This window comes from Pseudomonas sp. GZD-222 (genome assembly GCF_049310525.1).
In the GTDB taxonomy this organism is placed as follows: domain Bacteria; phylum Pseudomonadota; class Gammaproteobacteria; order Pseudomonadales; family Pseudomonadaceae; genus Aquipseudomonas.
Genome location: NZ_JBMOWO010000024.1, coordinates 1 through 16,577, shown reverse-complemented (window position 1 = coordinate 16,577; position 16,577 = coordinate 1). Strand labels below are relative to the sequence as shown.

The following is a 16,577-nucleotide window of genomic DNA, read 5'->3' as shown; positions in this document are numbered from 1 at the left end:
TAAGCTCGTAAATTTACAACATATTGCCTCAGAACGACGACTGAATCTTCAAACCCGCGACCAGCGCGTTGTCCACTTCGTCCACCCCACCCGGGTGGGTGATGTACTGCAGGTTCGGACGCACAGTCAGCCAGTTGGTCACGTGGAAACCGTAGTTGAGCTCGTAGTTGTACTCGGTGGTGCGCAGCGGCGAGAACAACGGGTCCTGGTAATTGCCCACACCGTTGGCGGCATTGAGCAACTCGGCGTTTTTCTTCACGTCGTCGTTGACATGGATACGGGCAAAACCGATGCCGATGTCATCCTTCGGACGCGCATCGAACGGGCCTTTGTAGACAAACATCAACGACTGGTAGTTGTCGATGAAGTTGGTGTCCTTGTCATGGAAGGTGGCGTTTGCCGCGATGTTCAGGCCACGGCTGGCATCGCCGTTATGGCGGGTGAGTTGCTGTTGCGCGACAAACCAGTAGCCATGCTTGCTGTCATGCACGCGATAACTGTTACCCGTGGTCGCCGCATCCTGGCCGCTGTCATCCTCACGCACATCATCGGCGTCGGCCGTACTCTTGTAGTAACCCACACGGTATTCGCCCGGCAGGCTGTTGATTTTCGGTGACCAGACCAGCTCGACCGGCAACACCGTACCGGCGGTACCACTGCCGCTGAGCTTGAAGCCGTTGCCGTGCTCCAGCTGAGAGGGGTTCTGGTTGTACGCCCCGACTTGCGCATAGAGCTCATCGTTGATGTTGTACTTGAAGCGGATCGCCGCCTGGCTGACCGGCCAGTTGTACCAGATGTTAGTGGCCCAGTTACCCACCTGGGAGCCACAGAACGCCAGGTTCTGGAAATCGCACGGGAAGGAGTTGAAGTCTTCGCCTTCGCCGAAGTAACCGGCCTTGATGTCGAGCTTGTTGTCGAAGAACTGATGCTGAATCCACAGCTGGGTCAGACGCACCATATGCCCCCGGCCGTAGACTTCCTGCGATGAGCTCAGGGTGCCGGCACGCGGGTCGCCAATGCGGTCATTGGAAATGTTCTCGCCGTTACGGTTGGTCAGCTGAATCTTGGCCTGAGTGTTGTCCCAGCCCAGCAGCTTTTGCAGATCCAGCGCGGCCCCCAGGCCGAACTGGTCGCTGTAACGTGCAGTCTTGTCATCGTTGAAGCCGCCATCGAGGTTTGCGCCAACTTCACCCACGTAGTCGATTTTGATGTCGACGCCCTTCTCCAGCAGTTCGGTACGGTTACCGCCCCAGTCGCCGGTCATCCATTGCGACTCCGGGGCAAAGGCATCGGCAGCCTGCGCCCCGCAGCTGACCCCGAGCGCCGCCAGCAAGGTCAGCGGCGCCAGTGGCTTGATGCGTTTGAAGTGATCCATCCCTTGTGTCCTCGTTTTATTGTTCTTGATGGGTTTGTACGACGGGCAACGCATTCAGCGGCCTTTAAATTGCGCCACGTTATCTGTGCCGGTTTGCGGTGGTGTGACGTTGATCCCCAGGCGTTCACCGCTGGCAGCATCGAACAGCAACACCCGCGCCGGATCGAATTGCAGGGTGAGGGTGTCGCCGACCCGGGTCGGCACATCCGGCGCCAGACGGCAGCAGACCTTGGTCTGGTTAAGGGTGATGAACACCAGCAGGTCCGGTCCCGTCGGCTCGGTAATCTGCACCTCGGCGCGAATGCTCGGCAGGCCATTGGCCTGGGCCGACGCCAGGGAGATCTGCTCTGGACGAATACCGAGGATCACTTCACGGTCTTCAAGCCCGGCATCACTGACCCCCAAGGGTAGTTCGCATCGGGCCTGGCCACTGTCGAGCAAGGCGTGCAAACGTCCGTCCTTGCGCTGCAAGCGCAGTGGAATGAAGTTCATCGGCGGCGAGCCAATGAAGCTGGCGACAAACAGATTGGCCGGGTCGTTGTAGATCTGCTGCGGTGTGCCGAACTGCTGGATCAGGCCATCCTTCATCACTGCCACCTTGTCGCCCAGGGTCATGGCTTCGATCTGGTCGTGGGTGACATACACCGTGGTGGTCTTCAGGCGCTGGTGCATCAGCTTGATCTCGGTGCGCATTTCTACCCGCAACTTAGCGTCGAGGTTGGACAGCGGCTCGTCGAACAGGTAGATCTTCGGCCGCCGCGCCAACGCCCGGCCCATGGCCACACGCTGCTGCTGGCCACCGGAAAGCTGACCGGGCTTGCGCGTCAACAGGTGCTCGATCTGCAGCAGCTTGGCCACCCGCGCCACTTCTTCATCGATCGCCGCTGCGGGCATCTTGCGCATCTTCAGGCCGAAGGCGATGTTGTCGCGCACGTTCATGGTCGGGTACAGCGCATAGGACTGAAAGACCATGGCGATGTCACGGTCCTTGGGGCTCATGCCGCTGATGTCGGCATCGTCTACCAGGATCGCGCCGCCGGTGATCTGTTCGAGACCGGCAATGCAGTTCATCAGCGTCGACTTACCGCAGCCGGAAGGCCCGACAAGTATCAGGAACTCGCCAGAATCGATCGCCAGGTCGATGTGCTTCAGGGTATCCGGCAAACCGCTGCCGTAGGTCTTGTTGACGTTGCGCAGTTCAAGCGTTGCCATGTTGTTTCACCCCTTGACCGCGCCGGCCGTAAGCCCGCGCAGGAAATACTTGCCAGCCAGCACATAGACCAACAGGGTCGGTAACCCGGCGATCATCGCCGCCGCCATGTCGACGTTGTATTCCTTGACCCCGGTGCTGGTGTTGACCAGGTTGTTCAGGGCCACGGTGATCGGTTGCGCATCACCACTGGCGAACACCACACCGAAGAGAAAGTCGTTCCAGATCTGGGTGAACTGCCAGATCAGGCAGACCATGATGATCGGCACCGACATCGGCAGCAGGATGCGTCCGAAGATGGTGAAGAACCCCGCCCCGTCCAGGCGCGCCGCACGCACCAGGGCATCCGGTACGCTGCAGTAGTAGTTGCGGAAAAACAGCGTGGTGAACGCCAGGCCATAGACGATGTGCACCAGCACCAGGCCGGTGGTGGTACTGGCCAGACCGAGCTTGCCGAGCGTGAAAGACGCCGGCAGCAAGACGGTCTGGAACGGCAGGAAGCAGCCAAACAGCAACAGGCCGAAGAACAGTTGCGAGCCGCGAAAGCGCCACATCGACAGGACATAACCGTTGAGCGCCCCGAGCAGCGTCGAGATCACCACCGCTGGCAGGGTGATCTTCACCGAGTTCCAGAAGTAACCGCCCACCGTGTCCCAGGCTTTGATCCAGCCGATGCCGGTAATCACCTCGGGCCAGCTCAACAGGTTGCCGGTGCGGATGTCATCCGGCGATTTGAAGCTGGTCAGCAGCATCACGATCAAGGGAATCAGATACAGCGCACAGGCCAGCAGCAAGGTGGCATAGATGGCCATCCGGCTGAAGTTGAACCGACGCGCAGCCAGTGTTCTAGTCATGGCGCTTGTTCCTCAGTTCCGAATACAGGTAAGGCACCAGGATCGACAGGATCGCGCCGAGCATCAGGATCGCACTTGCCGACCCCATGCCCATCTGCCCGCGGCTGAAGGTAAAGGAGTACATGAACATCGCCGGCAGGTCAGAGGCGTATCCCGGGCCGCCTGCGGTCATCGCCGCGACCAGGTCGAAGCTCTTGATGGCGATGTGGGCAAGAATCATCAACGCACTGAAGAACACCGGGCGCAGGCTCGGCAACACAATGCGCAGATAGATGCTCGGCAGGCTGGCGCCGTCGACTTGCGCGGCGCGAATGATCGACTGATCGACGCTGCGCAACCCCGCCAGGAACAGCGCCATGACAAAGCCCGAGGCTTGCCACACCGCTGCGATCACCAGGCAATAGACGACCCGGTCCGGATCCACCAGCCAGTCCAGGCGAAAGCCTTCCCAGCCCCAGTCACGGAGCATCTTGTCCAGGCCAAGACCGGGATTGAGCAGCCATTTCCAGGCGGTACCGGTGACAATCATCGACAGCGCCATGGGGTACAGGTAGACCGTGCGGATAAAGCCTTCGCGGCGAATGCGCTGGTCGAGCAACACCGCCAGCAGCACGCCGATCACCAGGCTGATGCCAATGAACAGACCACCGAATACCAGTAGGTTTTTGCTCGCTACCCACCAGCGGTCGTTCTCCATCAGCCGCGCGTATTGCGCCAGGCCCACCCACTTGTAGCTGGGCATGAAGCTGGAGTTGGTGAAGGAAAGAATGAAGGTCCAGAGGATATAGCCGTAAAAGCCCACCAGGACGATCAGCATGCTGGGTGCCAGTACCAGCTTCGGCAGCCAGCGTTGCAAGGCGTCGAAGGGCGAGGCCTTGTTGAGGGTGGCAACAGTGCTCATGAGTAGATCTCGCGTTAGGGTATCGCGGGGCAAGCCCGCTCCCACAGGGGATGTGTGACTACTGTGGGAGCGGGCTTGCCACGCGAAGAGGCCGGCAAACCTTTACCTGGCCGACTTGATCGCCGAATTCAGCTGTTTGACCGCCGTTGCGGGATCCGCTTTCGGGTCATTGAGGAAGTTGGTGACCACATCGAAAATCGCCCCCTGTACCGCCAGGGTCGTCGCCATGTTGTGGGCCATGCTTGGCTGCAGGCCATCACCCTTTTCAGCTTCTTTGAAGTCCACCGCCGACTTCTGCGTGCAGGCGTCGAACTGGCTCATGTCCATGTCCTGGCGCACCGGCAACGAGCCTTTGTTCTGGTTGAACACCGTCTGGAACTGCGGCTCCAGGGCAACCTTGGCCAGGTCGTTCTGGGCCTTGATGTCGTTCTCGTTCTTGAGCTTGAACATCGCCAGCGAGTCGATGTTGTAGGCGAAGCTGCCCTGGGTGCCAGGGAAGGCCACGCACTGGTAATCCTTGCCTGCAACCTTGCCAGCTGCGGTCCATTCACTCTTGGCCCAGTCGCCCATGATCTGCATGCCGGCCTTGCCGTTGATGACCTCGGCGGCAGCGATGTTCCAGTCACGTCCGGCGCGGTTGGGGTCCATGTAGGTGCCCAGGCGTTGCAGGGTCTTGAACACCTCGATCATCTGCGTGCCGGTCAGGGTCTTTTCATCCAGCTCGACAAAGGCCGCGTGATACCCCTTGGGACCCAGGATGCTCAGGGCCAGGTCCTCGAATACGGTGCTGTCCTGCCACGGTTGACCGCCATGGGCCAGAGCAATGAAACCCGCCGCCTTGAGCTTGTCGGCAGCGGCGAAAAGCTCATCGAGGGTGGTCGGTACTTTGGCCCCGGCCTTGTCGAATACCTGCGGGTTGATCCACAGCCAGTTGACCCGGTGGATGTTCACCGGCACCGCCACGTAATGACCGTCGTACTTCATGATCTCGGCGACTTTGTTCGGCAGCAGGGTATCCCAGTTGTTGGCCTTGGAGACCTCATCGAGTTCGGTCAGCAGCCCCAGCGTGCCCCACTCCTGGATGTCCGGCCCCTTGATCTGCGCGGCGGCTGGCGGGTTGCCGGAAATCGCGCGGGTCTTGAGTACGGTCATGGCCGCCGCCCCGCCACCCCCGGCAACGGCGTTGTCTTTCCAGATAAAACCGTCTTTCTGCACCTGTGCCTTGAGGGTTTCAACGGCCTTGGCTTCGCCACCGGAGGTCCACCAGTGCAGGACTTCAACGGTACCTGTATCGGCGGCAATGGCACTCAGGGGCAACAAGGAGGCGAGAGAAATAACAGCGGCGAGGCGATTGATCGCATTCATCGAGCAGAACCTTTTCTTGTTGTTATGCAGGTGCAAGTCGTGGTGCTTGCGCTTGCATCAGAGTCTAACCAGCCGCTTGAGTGGCAGAAGTAACGAACAGATGCGCGAATGTCACCAAACGGTGACATTCGCTGGCAAAACGCGTCACTCCCCGCTACGCGGCAAGCTCAAGGTCACCCGCAAACCACCGTCCTGCAGGTTGCGCAAACTCACTTCACCGCCGTGGCTGTGGGCGATATTGCGCGCAATCCCCAGGCCCAGACCGTAGCCCTGCTGCTGACCGGCGAGGCGAACATGCGGTTCGAAGACCTGCTCCAGGCGTTGCTCGGGCACACCCGGGCCCTCATCATCGACCTGCAACACGAACCCTGATTCGCTGTCGAGCACGCGCAGGTGGGCGCGCTCGCCGTACTTCAAGGCGTTGTCGATCAGGTTGCCCATGCACCGGCGCAGCGCCAGCGGCTTGCCCGCGTAGGGTGAAAGCGCCCTGCCCTGCACCGTCACGCGACCACTGGCCAGATACGGCTCGACCAGACAATCGAGGGCATGGTTGAGGTCGACAGGTTCGATGTTCTCGTGGATATCGGTGTCTTTCACACACTGCAGCGCGCCCTTGACGAGCATCTCCAGCTCGTCCAGGTCACGGCTGAACTTCGCCTGCTGCTGCTCATCTTCAAGCAATTCGACGCGCAGGCGCAGACGGGTAATCGGTGTACGCAGGTCATGGGAAATGGCGCTGAACAACTGACTGCGTTCGGTCAGGTATCGACTGATGCGCTCACGCATGGCATTGAACGCCCGGCCGACTTCGACCACCTCGCTGCCACCCCCTTCGACCACCGGCTTCACATCAGCCCCCAGCGACATCTCCCGTGCAGCCCGTGCCAGGCGCTTGAGCGGGCGGCTCTGCCAATGCACCAGCAGGCCGATGAACAGCAGCAGAAAGAAGCTGGTCAGGGCAATGAACCACACCTGCTGACGCGGCAGACCTTCGTCTTCAAGGCTGGTGTAGGGCTCGGGCATCAACGAGGCGATGTACAACCATTCGCCTTCGCCCAGGCGGATCTGGGTGACCAGTATCGGTGGATTGACCGGCTCCAGGGTCAGCGCGTAATGCGCCCAGGAACGCGGCAGTTCATCGAGTTTCAGGCCGCTGTTGAAGATCCGCAGGTCCTGTGGGCTGACGAACTCGAGGGAGATGTCCATCTGTGCGCCGAGACGCTGGCGCAACACTTCGTCCACCGCGCCGATCACGGCCTGCTTGCGCGGTGTAGGTGGCAGTGCCTGCATGTCCAAGGGTTTGTCGTTGAGCGAGACCACGAAGCGTGTGCCGCCCATGTTGCGTAACTGGTCCAGCACCATCGGCCGGTAGGCCACCGGCAGCGAGCGAAAATAGCTGACACTGGCACTCATCGAATGCGCCAGGCTGCGCGCGCTGGCGATCAAGCCCTCCATCTGGCTGGCGCGCAGTTGCGACAACCAGATCAGGCTCGACAGCCCTTGAGCCAGTAACACCACCAACAGAGTCAACAGCAGCATGCGCCCCAACAACGAACGCGGCAGCGGCAAGCGCCAGCGCCCCTCAGTGCGCGGGCGCAACGCTTGCCGCCAACAGGTAGCCACTGCCACGCACGGTACGGATCAGCCGCGGCGGCTTTTGCGTGTCGCGCAAGCGTTGACGCAAACGACTCACACCCATGTCGACAATGCGGTCCAGGGGCATGGGCTCACGTCCACGGGTGGCATTGCCGATGGTGTCGCGGTCGAGAATCTGCTGGGGATGATCGAGAAACAGTTTGAGCAGGGCAAAGTCGGCGCCGGAGAGGATCACCTCTTCACCGTCACGATGAAACAAGCGGTGGCTGACCGTATCCAGGCGCCAATCATCGAAGGCCAGTACATCACCGCCATTGCGTTCCTGGCCGAAGCCGGCGCGGCGCAGCAGGGCCTTGATCCGCGCCTGCAACTCGCGTGGGCTGAAGGGTTTGCCCAGGTAATCATCGGCACCCAGTTCCAGGCCGATGACGCGGTCGGCCTCATCGGAGCTGGCGGTCAGCATGATGATCGGCACCTGCGCCAGGCGCGGATGCTGGCGCACCCAGCGGCAGAGGCTGAAGCCGTCTTCATCGGGGAGCATCACATCGAGGATCACCAGGTCGCAGTCGCTGCCCTCCAGGGCCTGGCGAAAGCCTTGGCCATCGGCGACCGCCTGCACACTGAAACCGGCGCGGCTCAGGTAGGTTTGCAACAGCTCGCGGATTTCCTGGTCATCGTCGACCAGCAGTATCGACTTGCTCACCATGTAATTCCTTGTGGGCTCCCACTTGTTGCAAGGCGACACCGGCCCCGAACAAACCGGAGAATTCGGCGGTCACCAGCCACACCGGGACATTCTTGAAGTAGCCACTCATACAGCCTTTCTCGGCAAAGCTCTGGGCAAAACCGCTGCGCAAAAACAGCTCGGCGAAACGCGGAATGATGCCGCCGACAATGTATACGCCACCTCGCCCGCCAAGGGTAAGCACATTGTTACCAGCCACCCGCCCCAGAAAACGGCAGAATTGCTCGATCACCGCCAACGCCAGAGGATCGCCCGCCAGGGCTGCATCGGTGATCGCCGCCGGGCTCTGCAAGGTTGCGCTGTGCCCGTCGAGCACGCAAATCGCCTGGTACAGACGCAACAGCCCACCGCCACTGAGCACGGTCTCGGCACTGACATGCCCGGTGTCGCTGGCGATCTGCTCGCGGATTTGCGCCTCGCGGGCATTGCCGACCGGCAGGTCGACATGCCCGCCCTCGCCTGGCAATGCCAGCCAGCGGCCGTCATCCAGGCCGAGCAGGGTGCCTACCCCCAATCCGGTTCCAGGGCCGATCACCACTGCCGGACGCCCTGCCTCAGCCGCGCCGGCGCAGACCATGCGACGCTCGTCAGGCTGCAGCCGGGTCATCCCCAGCGCCATGGCGGTAAAGTCATTGATCAGTAACAGTTGCTCGATCTGCAGGGTCTTGCAGAACGCCTGGCGACTGAGGCGCCAGTGATTGTTGGTGAAGCGAAATTCGTCACCGCTGACCGGCCCGGCGACAGCCAGGCAGACCGCACCGAGATCACCCTTGGTCAACCCCTGAGCCAACAGATAGGCACCGACGGCCTGCTCAGGGCTGGTGTAGTCAGCCGTGGCGAACACCTGTACCGAGTGCATCCGGTTGTTTTCCCAGAGGGCAAAGCGGGCATTGGTGCCGCCGATGTCACCGACTAGGGCGCGCTTCATTTGAGCGTTTCCAAAGCCGAAGTGAAGGCACTGGCGCCCTGCTCTGCCGGGCTCAGGGCCATGCGCAGGAAGCCGAACAGCTCGCGGCCGCAGCCCAGATCGTTGCCGGTGGGTGCAGGCGGAATTTGCCGGTCCGCCAGTTCGGCAGCGTCGACTTTCACGCTCAGGGTGCCGGCAACGCCGTCGACCCGCACGATGTCACCATCGCACACGCGCGCCAGCGGGCCGCCATCAAAGGCTTCCGGACAGACATGAATGGCCGCCGGGATTTTCCCCGAGGCACCGGACATACGCCCGTCAGTCACCAATGCCACCTTGAAGCCGCGGTCCTGCAGCACACCAAGGAACGGGGTCATTTTGTGCAACTCCGGCATGCCATTGCAGCGCGGGCCCTGGAAGCGCATCACGGCAACAAAATCACACTCCAGCTCACCGGCCTGGAAGGCATCGGCCAGCGCCTGCTGATCATGGAACACCCGCGCCGGGGCCTCGACCACCTGATGCTCAGGCGCAACGGCGGAGACTTTCATGACTCCACGTCCGAGGTTGCCCTCCATCACCCGCAGGCCACCTTCCGGAGAGAATGGCCTTGCTACCGGGCGCAGGATCGTTTCGTCGAGGCTTGCTTGCGGCCCTTCGCGCCAGACCAGTTTGCCCTCCTGTAGGAACGGCTCCTGGGTATAGCGACGCAGACCGTGACCGGCCACGGTGTTGACATCTTCATGCAGCAACCCGGCATCGAGCAGCTCGCGAATCAGGAAAGCCATGCCACCAGCGGCCTGGAAATGGTTGATGTCGGCTTTGCCGTTCGGGTAGACGTGAGACAGGGTCGGCACCACCTCGGACAGCTCGGCCATGTCTTGCCAGGTCAGCTGGATACCCGCCGCCTGGGCAATGGCCGGCATGTGCAGGGTGTGGTTGGTCGAACCGCCGGTGGCGTGCAGGGCAACGATGGAGTTGACCAGGGATTTTTCGTCGACGATCTCACCCAGTGGCATGAAGTCGCCGCTGGCCTTGGTCATGCGCGTAACCTGCTGTGCAGCCTCGACGGTGAGTGCATCGCGCAGCGGCGTGTAGGGATTGACGAATGACGCACCTGGCAAGTGCAAGCCCATCACTTCCATCAACAGCTGGTTGGTGTTGGCAGTACCGTAAAAGGTGCAGGTCCCTGGGCTGTGATACGACTTCATTTCCGATTCAAGCAGCTCTTCGCGGCTGGCCTTGCCCTCGGCATAACGCTGGCGCACATCGGCTTTTTGCTTGTTGGAAATACCTGAAGGCATCGGCCCGCCAGGGACGAAGACGGTCGGCAGGTGACCAAAGCGCAGCGCGCCCATTAACAACCCCGGAACGATCTTGTCACAGATCCCCAGCATCAGCACCGCATCGAACATGTTATGCGACAGGGCAATGGCCGTGGACATGGCGATCACTTCGCGGCTGGCAATGCCCAGCTCCATGCCCGGCTCACCCTGGGTGACGCCATCGCACATGGCCGGCACGCCGCCAGCGAACTGGCCCACGGAGCCGATGTCGCGCAAGGCCTGCTTGATCTGTTCGGGGTAGTGCTCGTAGGGCTGGTGAGCCGAGAGCATATCGTTGTAGGCAGACACGATGGCGACGTTGGCCGCGTTCATCATGCGCAGGCTGTTCTTGTCCTGGGTGCCACAGCCGGCCACGCCGTGGGCGAAGTTGGCGCATTGCAGCTTGGCCCGCATCGGCCCGTCACTGGCAGCCCCGCGAATCAACTGCAAGTAGCGTTCACGGGTGGCACGGCTGCGGTCGATCAGCCGTTGGGTGACCTCAAGAATGCGCGGATGCATGTACTGGACTCCAGGCTATCGGTGGTTGCGACCTCTGCGGCAGTTTCCCTTATCAACAATCGCCACCTAGGCTCAAAGGCAGGGGCAACGGTTGCGGGTGGAACGGCTTGGCCGATCGATCGTTGTAGATTGAATAAAATACTGCCAGTAAAAAGGCTTGTTTTCTATTTTTTTACGAATAATCTTGTAATTCCAACAACAAAATCAGATTCAGTGAAGCAGTTCCTCCTGTGCCACGGGCTTCACCCGGTCTTCCAGAGGTAGCTCTATGACCCTTCGTATCGCAATCAATGGCTTTGGCCGCATTGGCCGCAACGTCCTTCGCGCACTCTATACCCAAGGCTACCGTCAGGACCTGCAGGTCGTCGCGATCAACGACCTGGGCGACAGCGCGATCAATGCGCATCTGCTCAAGTACGACAGCGTTCATGGCATCTTTGCTGCCGATGTCGAGTCCGATCACGAAAGCCTGACCGTCAATGGTGACCGCATTGCTGTCAGTGCCATCCGCAACCCGGCCGAGCTGCCGTGGAAAGCCGAAGCCATCGACGTGGTGTTCGAATGCACCGGCCACTTCACCGACCGCGCCAAGGCAACTGCCCATCTTACTGCCGGGGCGCGCAAAGTCATCATCTCGGCACCGGCCAAGGGCGCCGACGCGACCATTGTTTACGGGGTCAACCACGACATCCTGCGACCCTCGCACCAGATCATCTCCAGCGCCTCCTGCACCACCAACTGCCTGGCGCCAATCGCCCAGGTGCTGCACCGTGAGCTGGGCATCGAGCAGGGCTTGATGACGACTATCCACGCCTACACCAACGACCAGAGCCTCATCGATATCCACCACAATGACCCGTTCCGCGCCCGCTCGGCGACCCAGTCGATGATCCCGAGCAAGACTGGTGCAGCCGAAGCCGTAGGCCTGGTTTTGCCAGAACTGGCCGGCAAACTCACCGGCATGGCGGTGCGGGTACCGGTGATCAACGTGTCGCTGGTCGACCTGACCATCAACCTCCAGCGCGACACCAGCGTCGAAGAGGTCAACGAGCTGTTCAAGGAGGCCAGCCGTCACTCCAAGGTACTCGGTTACAACAGCCTGCCGCTGGTGTCCTGCGACTTCAACCACAACCCGTTGTCGTCGATCTTCGATGCCAACCATACCCGTACCAACGGCCGCATGCTCAAGGTGCTGGCCTGGTATGACAACGAGTGGGGGTTTTCCAACCGCATGCTGGATAACTGTCTGGCGTTGTGCAACGCGGTGTGAATGAACATTCCCACTCACCCTGTGGGAGCGGGCTTGCCCCGCGATAAAAAATATCTGGCACCCCTTGATCGCGGGGCAAGCCCGCTCCTACCGAGCATGCAATACTTGACCAATGCGTTGATGATAAGCATTATCATTCGCTTCGCATTGCTCGGGTATCGCTGTGAGTCAGTCCCAGTTCAACACTGTATTCCTCGCCCAGCGGGTCAGCCTGCTGCGAACCCTGCAGCGCATGGTCGACAACCCCAGCACCGCCGAAGACCTGCTGCAGGAGACCTACCTGCGTGTCACCCGGGCGCTGGGCGAACGCCCGATCGAACACCTGGAGCCTTTTGTATTCCAGACCGCTCGCAACCTGGCACTCGATCATTTGCGCGCGCGTCGGGTGCACTCGCGCAACCTTGTTGATGATGTGCCCGAGCAGGTCCTGCACAACGTCGCGGCGCCCAGCAGCAGCGCCGAAGACGCCGCGCATGCCGAGCAACTGCTCAAGCGCCTGAGCGTCAGCCTCGGTCAATTGACTTCGAGACAGCAGCGGATTTTCATCCTCAGCCGCCTGCACGGTGCCAGCTACCTGGAAATTGCCGAGCAGCTCAATGTCTCGGCCAGCACGGTTCAGAAGGAACTGAAGCTGATCATGGCCATCTGTGTCGGGGTTGCCGATCGTCTGAACCGCGATTGACCCTGGCTTGCCACTCACGCCGTTACGCTTGATCATTAGCAGAATTACAAGACCACCCAGGATCTACCGTGACCGATAGCGCCCCTCATCGCCCTTCGCCGCCAGACCAGGCTGCCTGCGACAGTGCCATGGACCAGGCGCTGGACTGGCTGATTCGCCTGCAATGCGCCACTGCCGAAGATACCCAGGCGTTTGAAGCCTGGCTGGAAGCCGATCCGGCCAATGCCCAGGCCTATGTCGAAGCTGAAGCTCTCTGGCAAGGCGACACCTTGCGCCAGGTCGCCAGTCAGGTTGCCCAAGCCTATCGCCCTTCGCGCCTGGCGCGTCTGCGCCCGCACTGGAAACCCCTGGCCGCTGCCGCGGTACTGCTGATCGGTGTATTCACCGTCGGCAACCTGCCGGTACGCCTGCAGGCTGATCATCTGACTGTGGTCGGGGAGCGCCAGCGTCTGCAACTGGAGGACGGCTCCAAGGTCCTGCTCAACACCAACTCAGCGTTCTCCAGCGACATCGACGCCCGTCAGCGTGTCGCCCGCCTGTACCAGGGCGAAGCGTACTTCGAGGTTCCTGCAGGCCTTAACCAGCCACTGGAACTGCAGGCAGGCCCACTGCGCGCCAGTGTCCGCGACAGCGATTTCGCCGTACGCTACCTCGATGGCGAAGCCCAGGTCCGCGTCCAACGCGGCGATGTCGACCTGCAGGCCAGCAGTGACCAGCGCATTCGCCTGTCCAGCGGCGACAGCATTCGCGTCGGCCCCCACGGCTTCGGCCAGCGCGAACGCGTCGATGCCCAGAAGGACCTGGCCTGGGTCCAGGGCCGACTGGTGTTCGAGAACTGCCCGCTGAACCAGGTCTTGGCCGAACTGCGCCGCTACTATCCAGGCCTGATCATCTCCCGCAACGAACGCCTGGAGCAGGTCGCGGTCACCGGCAACTATCGCCTCGACCAACCGCTGGAAACCCTGCGTTCCCTGGCTCACATCACCTCGGCACAGCTGCACGAGTTCCCTGCGGTGGTGATTCTTAACTGACCGGAAAGTTTTTTTACGCGATCCCCTGAGGCGATACGTCTCGTTATAGCCAATGCAACTGATTCTTATTTTTGAATTAGTCAGCACCTATAACATTCGCGCGACAGGGAGCGCTTTCGATGCCAACCGGTTTCACTCGTCGGTCTTCAGACACTTCACGTACACCTGGCCTGCAGCGTTGCACGCTCTCCCTGTTGACCCTGGCCATGCTCGCCAGTGGCGCCTGCAGCCTGCCGGCGCTGGCCGCCGAACCGGCCCAGGCCAGCGCCCCACGCATGGGTGACTACCGCTTTGCAATCGGCCAGCAGCCGCTGGTATCGGCGCTCAATGCCTTTACCGCCGTGACCGGCTGGCAGGTCGGGCTGTCGGCTGAACTGGCAGAAGGCGTCGCCTCGCCGGGTGTGCACGGCTCGCTGAAACCGGAAGCTGCACTGCAGCGCCTGCTCGCCGGCACCGGCTTGAAGTACCGCACCCTCAGTGCCGGTAACGTCGTGCTGGAGCGTAGCAACTCAACCGCCATCGCCCTGCAGCAGATCACCGTCAGCGCTACCCGTAGCGCCCAGGACATCAGTCAGGTGCCGAGCACGGTCTCGGTGCAGACCCGCGAACAACTCGACCGCCAGAACGTCAACAACATCAAGGAACTGGTGCGCTATGAGCCGGGCGTTTCGGTGAGTGGCACCGGGCAGCGCAGCGGGCTGAACGGCTACAACATTCGTGGTATCGACGGTGAGCGCGTACTGACCCAGATCGACGGTGTGTCGATCCCTGACAGCTTCTTCTTCGGGCCCTACGCCCAGACCCAGCGCAATTACGTCGACCCGGAAATCGTCAAACGCGTGGAAATCCTCAGAGGCCCAGCGTCGGTCCTGTATGGCAGCAACGCCATCGGCGGCGCAGTCAGCTACTTCACTCTGGATCCCGACGACATCATCAAGCCCGGTGAGGACGTCGGCGCACGCCTGAAGACCGGTTACAGCTCGGCGGATGAAAGCTGGCTGAACTCGGCCACCGTTGCCGGCCGCCAGGGCGACTTCGACGGTTTGCTGCACCTGAGTCAACGCAACGGCCATGAAACCGAGTCCTATGGCAGCCACGGCGGCACTGGCCTTGAACGTACCGAGGCAAACCCTGAAGACGTGCGCACCACCAACATTCTGGCCAAGGCCGGCTGGAACTATGCCGACGACGCACGCCTGGCCTTCACCTACGAGCACTACAAGGACGACCGCGACCTGAATCAGAAGAGCGCTGTAGGTGGGCCTTTCATTCCTGGTTTCGGTGCCATGAACTCCTACCGCGACCGTACTGGCAATGACACCGTGACCCGCGAGCGGTTCGGCATCAACCATGAGTTTGCTTTGGGCAGCCTGCTTGCCGACAACATGAAGTGGAGCCTGAACTATCAGATCGGCAAGACTGATCAGCGTACCGATGAACTCTACGTTGCCAGTGGACGTGAGGTCTTGCGTGATCGCCAGACAACCTACAAAGATCGCCAGTGGGTCCTCGATGCCCAACTGGACAAAGCCTTCAGCATCGGTGAGACCGAACACCTGCTGACCTACGGCACTACCCTCAAGCAGCAAAAAGTCACCGGTTCGCGCAGCGGCACCGGCACTTGCTTGAACGTCGGCGGCACCTGTCGAGCCATCGGCGCAGACAGCCCGCGTGATGGCCAGGTACGCGTCAGCGACTTCCCGGACCCGACCGTCAACACCTACAGCCTGTTCGCCCAGGACGAGATCCGCTGGAACCAGTGGACCTTCCTGCCGGGTGTTCGCTACGACTACACCCAGCTCAAGCCGCACATGACCGATGAGTACCTGCGCGGGGTCGAAGCATCAAGCACCGACCCGATTGACGATGACCAGAAAAAGTGGCACCGGGTATCGCCCAAGTTCGGTCTGACCTATGCCTTCAACGAAAACTACACCTGGTACGGGCAATACGCCGAAGGCTTCCGTACGCCAACGGCAAAAGCGCTCTATGGTCGCTTCGAAAACCCGGGCCTGGGCTACAGTGTGCGTGGCAACTCCAACCTGGAGCCGGAAACCAGCAAAAGCTACGAAACCGGCCTGCGTGGCAACTTCGATGCCGGTACCTTTGACGTGGCAGTGTTCTACAACAAGTACCGCGATTTCATCAACGAAGACGCCGTACAGGGCAGCAACCTGGGCCAGACCTTCGAGGCCAACAACATCAAACACGCTACCATCAAGGGTGCCGAGTTCAAGGGCCGCCTGAACCTGGATGCCTTCGGCGCGCCACATGGCCTGTACACCCAGGGCTCGCTGGCCTATGCCTACGGCCGTAACGAGGACACCGGCCAGCCGCTCAACAGCGTCAACCCGCTGACTGCCGTGATGGGCCTGGGCTATGAGCAGGAGCACTACGGCGGCCTGCTGAGCTGGACCCTGGTCAAGCGCAAGGACCGGGTCGACGACACCACCTTCTTCGCTCCCGACGGCACCAGCAAGCAATTCCGCACGCCGGGCTACGGGGTACTCGACCTGACGGGGTTCTACAAGGTCACCGACGACATCACGGTCAATGCCGGCCTGTACAACCTGACCGACAAGAAATACTGGCAATGGGATGACGTACGTGGCTACGACGGTCTCGGCGAAGCCGCTGTGACTGCACCCGCCAACCTCGATCGCCTGACCATGCCTGGCCGCAACTTCGCCATCAACCTGATCTGGGATATCTGAAGCCATCGCGGGACAAGCGCCCACTCTGGAGGGGATTGTTCCACGAGGAAGTGAGGATTTTTTCCCTTCGTGCTTCCTCTTTT

General features: G+C 61.2%; 13 protein-coding genes. 4 read left to right on the top strand and 9 right to left on the bottom strand.

Annotated elements, in window-relative coordinates:
• Nucleotides 1-28: 28 nt before the first annotated feature.
• The 9 genes from ACO6VD_RS04620 to edd form a co-directional block, all read right to left on the bottom strand.
• A complete protein-coding gene (locus ACO6VD_RS04620; RefSeq protein ID WP_422417336.1) occupies nt 29-1,375 on the bottom strand; it encodes a carbohydrate porin in 1,347 nt (448 codons plus the stop codon).
• Between the two features lie 54 nt (nt 1,376-1,429).
• Entirely contained in the window at nt 1,430-2,587 is a 1,158-nt protein-coding gene (locus tag ACO6VD_RS04615) for an ABC transporter ATP-binding protein (protein WP_422417334.1), read from the bottom strand.
• Nucleotides 2,588-2,593: 6 nt separating this feature from the next.
• Nucleotides 2,594-3,439, bottom strand: a complete 846-nt coding sequence (locus ACO6VD_RS04610; protein ID WP_400173727.1) for a carbohydrate ABC transporter permease — start codon at nt 3,437-3,439, stop codon at nt 2,594-2,596.
• Nucleotides 3,432-4,340 carry a carbohydrate ABC transporter permease gene (locus tag ACO6VD_RS04605; RefSeq protein ID WP_400173726.1) on the bottom strand — a complete coding sequence of 303 codons (909 nt, stop codon included), beginning with the start codon at nt 4,338-4,340 and terminating at the stop codon, nt 3,432-3,434. The genes ACO6VD_RS04610 and ACO6VD_RS04605 overlap by 8 nt, the downstream gene beginning before the upstream one ends.
• A gap of 102 nt (nt 4,341-4,442) precedes the next feature.
• Entirely contained in the window at nt 4,443-5,705 is a 1,263-nt protein-coding gene (locus ACO6VD_RS04600) for an ABC transporter substrate-binding protein (RefSeq protein ID WP_422417332.1), read from the bottom strand.
• Between the two features lie 144 nt (nt 5,706-5,849).
• Nucleotides 5,850-7,244: an ATP-binding protein gene (locus tag ACO6VD_RS04595; RefSeq protein ID WP_422417381.1), complete on the bottom strand. Its 1,395-nt coding sequence runs from the start codon at nt 7,242-7,244 to the stop codon at nt 5,850-5,852.
• A gap of 43 nt (nt 7,245-7,287) precedes the next feature.
• Nucleotides 7,288-8,007 carry a response regulator gene (locus tag ACO6VD_RS04590; protein ID WP_422417330.1) on the bottom strand — a complete coding sequence of 240 codons (720 nt, stop codon included), beginning with the start codon at nt 8,005-8,007 and terminating at the stop codon, nt 7,288-7,290.
• A complete protein-coding gene (locus ACO6VD_RS04585; protein ID WP_422417328.1) occupies nt 7,973-8,974 on the bottom strand; it encodes a glucokinase in 1,002 nt (333 codons plus the stop codon). The genes ACO6VD_RS04590 and ACO6VD_RS04585 overlap by 35 nt, the downstream gene beginning before the upstream one ends.
• Nucleotides 8,971-10,797: a phosphogluconate dehydratase gene (edd, locus tag ACO6VD_RS04580; RefSeq protein WP_422417326.1), complete on the bottom strand. Its 1,827-nt coding sequence runs from the start codon at nt 10,795-10,797 to the stop codon at nt 8,971-8,973. The genes ACO6VD_RS04585 and edd overlap by 4 nt, the downstream gene beginning before the upstream one ends.
• 268 nt (nt 10,798-11,065) lie before the next feature.
• On the opposite strand from edd, the gene gap reads away from it, so the two are divergent.
• From gap to ACO6VD_RS04560, 4 genes are all read left to right on the top strand, one after another.
• Nucleotides 11,066-12,067, top strand: a complete 1,002-nt coding sequence (gap, locus tag ACO6VD_RS04575) for a type I glyceraldehyde-3-phosphate dehydrogenase (protein ID WP_422417324.1) — start codon at nt 11,066-11,068, stop codon at nt 12,065-12,067.
• A gap of 163 nt (nt 12,068-12,230) precedes the next feature.
• Complete coding sequence (locus ACO6VD_RS04570; RefSeq protein ID WP_422417322.1) at nt 12,231-12,749, top strand: RNA polymerase sigma factor; 519 nt, start codon at nt 12,231-12,233, stop codon at nt 12,747-12,749.
• Nucleotides 12,750-12,817: 68 nt separating this feature from the next.
• Nucleotides 12,818-13,780: a FecR family protein gene (locus ACO6VD_RS04565; protein ID WP_422417320.1), complete on the top strand. Its 963-nt coding sequence runs from the start codon at nt 12,818-12,820 to the stop codon at nt 13,778-13,780.
• 119 nt (nt 13,781-13,899) lie between these two features.
• Complete coding sequence (locus tag ACO6VD_RS04560; RefSeq protein ID WP_422417318.1) at nt 13,900-16,494, top strand: TonB-dependent receptor; 2,595 nt, start codon at nt 13,900-13,902, stop codon at nt 16,492-16,494.
• The last annotated feature ends 83 nt before the right edge of the window (nt 16,495-16,577 follow it).

Coding starts and splice junctions, on each gene's coding strand:
- ACO6VD_RS04620 (WP_422417336.1), bottom strand. CDS start 1,375: ATGGATCACTTCAAACGCATCAAGCCACTGGCGCCGCTGACCTTGCTG.
- ACO6VD_RS04615 (WP_422417334.1), bottom strand. CDS start 2,587: ATGGCAACGCTTGAACTGCGCAACGTCAACAAGACCTACGGCAGCGGT.
- ACO6VD_RS04610 (WP_400173727.1), bottom strand. CDS start 3,439: ATGACTAGAACACTGGCTGCGCGTCGGTTCAACTTCAGCCGGATGGCC.
- ACO6VD_RS04605 (WP_400173726.1), bottom strand. CDS start 4,340: ATGAGCACTGTTGCCACCCTCAACAAGGCCTCGCCCTTCGACGCCTTG.
- ACO6VD_RS04600 (WP_422417332.1), bottom strand. CDS start 5,705: ATGAATGCGATCAATCGCCTCGCCGCTGTTATTTCTCTCGCCTCCTTG.
- ACO6VD_RS04595 (WP_422417381.1), bottom strand. CDS start 7,244: ATGCTGCTGTTGACTCTGTTGGTGGTGTTACTGGCTCAAGGGCTGTCG.
- ACO6VD_RS04590 (WP_422417330.1), bottom strand. CDS start 8,007: ATGGTGAGCAAGTCGATACTGCTGGTCGACGATGACCAGGAAATCCGC.
- ACO6VD_RS04585 (WP_422417328.1), bottom strand. CDS start 8,974: ATGAAGCGCGCCCTAGTCGGTGACATCGGCGGCACCAATGCCCGCTTT.
- edd (WP_422417326.1), bottom strand. CDS start 10,797: ATGCATCCGCGCATTCTTGAGGTCACCCAACGGCTGATCGACCGCAGC.
- gap (WP_422417324.1), top strand. CDS start 11,066: ATGACCCTTCGTATCGCAATCAATGGCTTTGGCCGCATTGGCCGCAAC.
- ACO6VD_RS04560 (WP_422417318.1), top strand. CDS start 13,900: ATGCCAACCGGTTTCACTCGTCGGTCTTCAGACACTTCACGTACACCT.